The organism is Salegentibacter sp. BLCTC (assembly GCF_015143665.1).
Classification (GTDB): Bacteria; Bacteroidota; Bacteroidia; order Flavobacteriales; family Flavobacteriaceae; genus Salegentibacter; species Salegentibacter maritimus.
Genome location: NZ_WYEW01000023.1, coordinates 1 through 4,373, shown reverse-complemented (window position 1 = coordinate 4,373; position 4,373 = coordinate 1). Strand labels below are relative to the sequence as shown.

The window sequence follows — 4,373 nt, the reverse complement described above, 5'->3', positions numbered from 1 at the left end:
CTTGTGGATGTCGATTCCTATGAATAACTTTGGTTGGGCAGTAACTCGGGATTCCATATCTTTAGTTTTTATGGTGAATATTAAAGATACTCGATTACTGCTTTTTCATTGATGCTAAAAACAATGCTCAAATTAGTCTCGAATCGAAGTTCCGTGCTCGCTTGCTCAGCGGATTGTCCTGCGGACAATCACGCGCGCCAGCTCGCACAGTTTTTATACGGGACGTTGTAAACAATACATTTTTAAAATTTCGCTTTAAATGCTAGAATTATTTGATGATATTCCAAGAAATAATGAGGAGCCATCTAAGCATAATGAAAATGATTATGATTATTTGAACAAAAGTTCAAGAGAGATAATTGCCCAGGCTAGAGAGAGATTGAATAATTGGTTTAAAAATTATCCAAATGAAGAGAAAAAAGAATTAAAAATTCGATTTGAAATTGATTTTGAATCAGCATTCTTCGAGCTATATCTTTATACATCATTTAAAAAGCTTGATTTTATTATACAAATACATCCAACCGTTCCAAATTCAAATAAAAGACCTGATTTTCTCATTTCAAAAGATGGCTTAGAAATTTATATAGAGGCTAAAACCGTTAGTAGTAAATCAGAGAAAGAAAAGGCAGAGCAGAGAAAACTTAATCAATTATTTGATGAAATAAGTAAAGATAATTTCAACAATAAAATACTTTTATTAGAAGACCTTAAACTAAAAAATAATACGCAACCAAGTGCAGCGAAAATTAAAGGAGAAATACATAGGCAAATTTCAACCTTTAATTTAGAAGGTTTATCCAGAAAATTTGAGTCTGGTGAAATCTCCAGTGCTCCAAAAATCATTATTGATAACGAAGATATATTTTTAGAAATAGGACTTTTCTCAATTAAAAATGAAAATAATAATCTAGAAAAAAATCGACCTATCGGATCCTATCCTTTCGAAACATTGGAAAGTGGGGAAGAAATATTAAAAAAATCAATAAGTAAAAAAGCAAAACGATATGGCGAATTAGACAAACCATTTATAGTATGCTTAAATGCATTAGACTATGAAACATCAAATACTTTTTCAATTTATAATGCAGTCTGGGGATCGGAAGCAATAACTTATTCAATGGATCCAAAAAATAGAAATCCCAGAAGAACTAGAAAACCAGATGGACTATTTTATAATAAAAGACCAAGATTAAAAAATTTAAGTGGTGTTTTAATTACTAAAGCAAATGCTTACTATTTAAATTCTGTTGAGCAATTTTTGTTTAAAAACCCGTTTTCGGAGAATGAACTTGATTTTGATAAATTCGGTTTACAATATGAGCACCTGAATAAAACTCAATTGGAACAAAAAGAAGGTGTAAAATTTAAAGATTTATTCAATTAAATAATTGCCGTAATGTACTGTTTACAACAACGGTTAATCGCCAATAAGCGGCACCGTTAGTAAGAACATAATTAACTTGACCAACAAACAAATACTAAGCCGACAAATCCGCATCCCTTACTCCGCCAACTGGCGATAACCGAGACCGTTAGGCACAATATTTTAAAAAATAATTCTTACTAATAATATATGAAGATTGATATCCATGTCCATACCAAAAAAACAAAACAAGGAGATTCACCTGATCGAAATATTGATGCTGACAGATTTGAAGAAATTATAAAAAATACAGAAGTAAAAATTCTAGCAATTACAAATCATAATCATTTTGATTTAGAGCAATATGCTGAATTCCAAAAAAGAGTCGAAGGAATTTGTCAAATCTGGCCTGGAATTGAATTAGATGTAGTCGAGAATGGTAACAGAGCTCATTTATTAGTAATTGTAAATCCAACTAATGCTCATGAGTTTGCTACTCGAATACAAAAATTACTAGAAGGTAAAACTGCTGATAATTTTACAATAAGTCTAGAGGATACTGTAGAGAATTTTGATGATTTAGATTGCATCTTCATACCTCATTACTTTATTAAGAAACCAAACTTAGATGATGAAGCAGTAGAAAAACTAGGAAATCTAACTTCAAATAAAAAAAGAATATTAAAGGAAGCAACTAATGCAATTTCCGCAGGAATTTATATAAGTCATGGTCATAATTCCATTTATGGATCAGATGTTCACAATTGGGAGAAGTATGAAGGAAATTCACAAAATTTACCGGAATTAAGATTACCAGTAACAAGCTTTGAACAATTCTGTCTGCTTTTAGAAAAAGATGACGTTACTATAAAAACTATGTTAGATTCCAAGAATCAAGAAAATATAGTTTTAAATCCATTTTCTGCTGCCGAGCTAATTGACCTAAACATTTATAATGACATTAATATAATCTTCGGTTCAAAAGGAACTGGCAAGACAGAAATTCTCCAACATTTATCAGATTATTACAATGCAAAAGGCCTTAAAACTGAGGTGTATAAGTCTACAGAAAAACAATTAAAAGATATCCATGATTTAAAAGGAAATGATTTAAAATTTGATGTTGGAGAATATGAAATTGATAAATGTGAAATAGAACTTGAAAGGATCAGAAATGCAACACAAGTCAATATTACAAGCTTATCAAAATATCGCCAGCATTTCTCAACCAAGGAAACAAATAGAATTTCTCAAAAAATCAAGATTAAAAATTTCGCAATTTTAGACGAATCTGAACTTCAAAGAAAATTTCGTGAAATAAAAGAAGTTCTAACTGAATTTTATGAATTCAATAGCTTTATTGAATCAGATGATAATTTACAAGCTCTTATAAGCGAAGATTTGTTTCAAGAATTAGTTTCTGTTCTTGATAGAATAATTAATGAATTAAAAGAAAAGTCTGAAGATAGATTTGTGGCTGAAAAGAGTGTAAAACTATTTAATAGCATAATAAACATTTTCAGTTCCGAAATATCCAAAAAAACTGGAGTTCCAGAAAAACCTACTAAAACTGGCTTTTTTGAATATGCGAGTAATAGAATAAATATTGAAAATGATATTAAAAAAATAAATAATAATATAAATAAAGAAATTGAGCCAAAGGAAGTGTATGTTGGTAGCTTAGGAGCCAAAGGCGAATTGTATTGCAAGACTAATTTCAAGATTCAAAACGGACATTTCAGTGATCCTGATTTTTCAACCATTGGGAAAGTAAATAAAACCCCTCAGAAAAAAGTTGCTAAACAATTAGAACTCATTGAAAAGAATGTATACACTAACAATTTATTTGAAAAAATCGCTTCACTTAACGCGATTGAGGGCCAAGAAATAGTTAATAGTGTAAATAACTTAATGTTATTTAATAAGCACTTCATCCTTAATGGCGAAATGTATAGTCCTTCAAGTGGAGAATCATCCATGATTCTACTGCATAATGAATTACAAGAGGATAAAGAAATTTATTTAATTGATGAACCTGAGAAAAGCTTAGGAAATGACTATATCAATGATGTAATTGTTCCTCTACTCAAGGATAGAGCAAAAATTGGAAAAATTGTAATTATTGCAACACATGATGCAAATATTGCTGTTAGAACCTTACCATATAATTCAATTTATCGATCACATGACCAAGGTAATTATTATACCTACACAGGCAATCCATTTAGTAATAGCTTGAAATGTACCTATGGTGATAAAGAAGATTTAGATTGGAAAGAAATTAGTATGAAAACATTAGAAGGCGGTAGAGACGCCTTTGGAGAAAGAGGAAAAATTTATGGAAACTTATAAGGCAGAATTAATTAGAGAAGAGGAAAATACAACTTTGAGCCTAGTATTTTCAGAAGACCAACGGCTAAATATCATATTAACTGATGATAATCCAAACCATGTAAAGGGCGTATTTAACTCACTATTGAAACGTTTGAAAAAAGGCACCTTCAAATTTGAACTTGAAGAAGAAAAAGAAGATTTATATTATCATGTTAGTAAGGAATATATCAGCCAATTAAACAATGAACTTTTAAGTGTTTATAAGGAACTAGAAGATTTTGAATTAATAGAAGAAATACCTGAAGACGAAGAAGAATAAAATACTGTGCCTAACAACGGCTCATCGCAAATAACGGGTATAGTCGAAAAAGTGTAATTTTAAAAACCAGGAAAGAAAACAAATAAACCGACAACTCCGCGTCCCTACTCCCGCAACTTGCGATAGCCGAGACCGTTAGGCGCAAGTGAGTGACGCAACCCAATAATCATAGCAAACATCTACAAAAGAAAACATTATGAGAAAATACTTTTTGATTTGTAGCCTTCCCTAAAAATGTAGCCTTCCCTAAAAATAAGACAGTTTAAAATTCGAAATTGTTAATTTTAAAACCGATAAACTGTCCGATGAAAAAAAGTAGATTTACAGAAAGTCAGATCATCAAGATCTTGAAAG

3 protein-coding genes are annotated in these 4,373 nt (G+C 30.5%); all 3 read left to right on the top strand.

What is annotated here, in order from left to right:
* Positions 1–259 precede the first annotated feature (259 nt).
* The 3 genes from GUB10_RS15820 to GUB10_RS15810 all read left to right on the top strand — a co-directional run bounded on the left by GUB10_RS15820 (position 260) and on the right by GUB10_RS15810 (position 4,019).
* A complete protein-coding gene (locus GUB10_RS15820; RefSeq protein ID WP_193712423.1) occupies positions 260–1,387 on the top strand; it encodes a hypothetical protein in 1,128 nt (375 codons plus the stop codon).
* A 189-nt stretch (positions 1,388–1,576) separates the two neighbouring features.
* Positions 1,577–3,718, top strand: a complete 2,142-nt coding sequence (locus tag GUB10_RS15815) for a hypothetical protein (protein WP_193712422.1) — start codon at positions 1,577–1,579, stop codon at positions 3,716–3,718.
* On the top strand, positions 3,705–4,019 hold the full coding sequence (locus GUB10_RS15810; protein WP_193712421.1) for a hypothetical protein: 315 nt from the start codon (positions 3,705–3,707) through the stop codon (positions 4,017–4,019). The genes GUB10_RS15815 and GUB10_RS15810 overlap by 14 nt, the downstream gene beginning before the upstream one ends.
* Positions 4,020–4,373: the final 354 nt, after the last annotated feature.

What these genes read in the sequence shown, in the direction of transcription:
- GUB10_RS15820 (WP_193712423.1), top strand. Translation starts at nt 260, where the DNA reads ATGCTAGAATTATTTGATGATATTCCAAGAAATAATGAGGAGCCATCT.
- GUB10_RS15815 (WP_193712422.1), top strand. Translation starts at nt 1,577, where the DNA reads ATGAAGATTGATATCCATGTCCATACCAAAAAAACAAAACAAGGAGAT.
- GUB10_RS15810 (WP_193712421.1), top strand. Translation starts at nt 3,705, where the DNA reads ATGGAAACTTATAAGGCAGAATTAATTAGAGAAGAGGAAAATACAACT.